Source organism: Rhodococcus sp. ENV425 (assembly GCF_002887785.1).
GTDB classification, from domain to species: domain Bacteria; phylum Actinomycetota; class Actinomycetes; order Mycobacteriales; family Mycobacteriaceae; genus Rhodococcus; species Rhodococcus aetherivorans.
On sequence record NZ_PCZU01000187.1, the window covers coordinates 25,149 to 27,031 of the forward strand.

Annotated in this window: 3 protein-coding genes and 1 pseudogene; 1 reads left to right on the forward strand and 3 read right to left on the reverse strand. The window is 71.2% G+C overall.

The features are described 5' to 3' along the window. Positions 1–109 precede the first annotated feature (109 nt). Positions 110–217: pseudogene (locus CQZ88_RS32410) on the reverse strand (adenosine-specific kinase); the annotation flags it as partial. Positions 218–416: 199 nt separating this feature from the next. Here CQZ88_RS32410 and CQZ88_RS15565 point away from each other — a divergent pair. Beyond that, a complete protein-coding gene (locus tag CQZ88_RS15565) occupies positions 417–605 on the forward strand; it encodes a hypothetical protein (protein WP_102800001.1) in 189 nt (62 codons plus the stop codon). A gap of 21 nt (positions 606–626) precedes the next feature. Here CQZ88_RS15565 and CQZ88_RS15570 read toward each other — a convergent pair whose 3' ends face one another. Both CQZ88_RS15570 and CQZ88_RS15575 read right to left on the reverse strand, forming a co-directional pair. Then, complete coding sequence (locus CQZ88_RS15570; protein WP_006931860.1) at positions 627–1,055, reverse strand: HIT family protein; 429 nt, start codon at positions 1,053–1,055, stop codon at positions 627–629. Next, entirely contained in the window at positions 1,052–1,630 is a 579-nt protein-coding gene (locus CQZ88_RS15575) for a TetR/AcrR family transcriptional regulator (RefSeq protein WP_006931853.1), read from the reverse strand. The genes CQZ88_RS15570 and CQZ88_RS15575 overlap by 4 nt, the downstream gene beginning before the upstream one ends. Between the last annotated feature and the right edge of the window lie 253 nt (positions 1,631–1,883).

The following is a 1,883-nucleotide window of genomic DNA, read 5'->3' on the forward strand; positions in this document are numbered from 1 at the left end:
CTGCGCGCGTATCCGTGAATCCCCGGATGTACGGACTTTCGAGCGGACACGGTCGTCTCCTCTCGCGCGGGCTCGGCACCCGGTTACCGACGGTCCGGCACGGGGCCGCTCACAGCTTGTAGCCGATCGTGCGCAGCAGGGCTTTACGGTCGGCGACGTCGGAACTCGACTCCACGCGGGCAGGCGGCCGCCCGTCGATCATCCCGGCGATCTCCCGACGAGGTTCATGTCGTCCGACTCGTCGACCGCCACGATCTGCAACTCCACGACCGCCTCCTCGAACGCCTGCGACTCGCCGGGTCGCCGTCCACAGACAGTCTCCCGCGCCCGGGAGACGAGGGCAATGCAGTCGCCGGCCGGGGCAGGCGCCCATCGGGCACATGTCCGCCGCATCAGGGATGAGGGAGGATGGTGCGGTGACCGATTCCTCCCGTTCCCCGGTGAGCCGGCTCCGCAGGCGCGGACGTTCCGGCCGCGCTGTCGTCCTCGTCGGCTCGCTCGCCTCGACCCTGACCGTTGGCATCCTGTGGCTGCGGTCGGGCCAGGGCGTCAGCGCGTCGGCGTGGCGTGACGACGAAGTGGGCCCGGACGATCTGGCCGGGTGAGTCCGGAGGATTCACCCGGCCTCAATCGGAACCCACACTCAGCGCCGCGCGGATCGTCTCGGCGGTCCCGTCGAGCACGGTGCGGTTCGGGGTGCGCGGCACCGCCCGCAGCCCGAACCCGTCGCCGCGACGCCGCGGAACGACGTGCAGGTGCACGTGGAACACCTCCTGGCCGGCGGCGACGCCGTCGGCCAGGAAGAGGTTGACCCCCTCGATCGGGAGCGAACTCGCGCGCAGTGCGGTGGCGATGCGCCGGCCCGCGTCGAACACCCGCGCGCCGTCCTGCGGATCGAGGTGCGCGAGACCGGACGCGTGACGCTTCGGGATCACCAGCAGGTGTCCCGGTGTGAACGGGCGAATGTCCATGAACGCCAACACGTCCGGTTCGTCCAGCACGATGCTCGCCGGCGCGGTGCCGGCGACGATCGCGCAGAACACGCAGTCGCTCACGCACTCTCCTGGACGGGTGCCGGCCGCCGGACGCCCTCGAGGAGCTGCAGCAGCTGCGCCTGCACCTCCGGCCGTTCGCGGACCGGGTCGTCGCTGTGGGCGAGGTAGAGCATGGCCTCCTCCACGGCCGCGACGATCATGTGCGCCAGCGCCGACGACTGCGGGGCCGGCTCACCGCTGCGCCGCGCGATGGCCCGCAGCGCGCGCTCGGTGATCATGATGGTGTTCTTGCGGTGCCCCTCCCGCACCTCCGCCCAGCCCAGCACCGCGGGAGCCTCGATGAGCAGCAATCGGCGGATCGCCGGGTCGTACACGACGTCGAGCGAGGCGAGCACCGCCGCGGTGAACGAGTCCCACGGATCGTTCCCCTCGATCGCCGCGAGCGTCTCCTCGGTCTCCACCTGCATCCGTTCCACGACGCCGCGGAACAGGTCCCGCTTGTTCGCGAAGTGGTGGTAGAGCGCCCCGCGGGTCACGCCCGCGACGGCGACGATCTCCTCGGTCGCCGCCGCGGCGTATCCGTCGCGGAGGAAGACCTCCGTCGCGGCGTCGAGCAGCGCGGCTCGTGTCCGCACCGCATCCCGAATTCGTACGGCATTACCCGGCTTCCCAGCCAACATCTTCTCCCCTGCACTTCGGCTACCCCCATCTGACAAATCCCCCGGCAGCCCGTTCCGGACGATCCCTACAGGATCGGCGCCGGCGTGTACTTCGCGGCGTCCGGGTACTGCTCGACGAGGTCCTGCACCGCCGCAACGACGGTGGCGACCTGCGCCTCCGCGGCCCCGACGAACGCCGACCGGTCGGCCAGCGCGGCGTCGAGAGCCG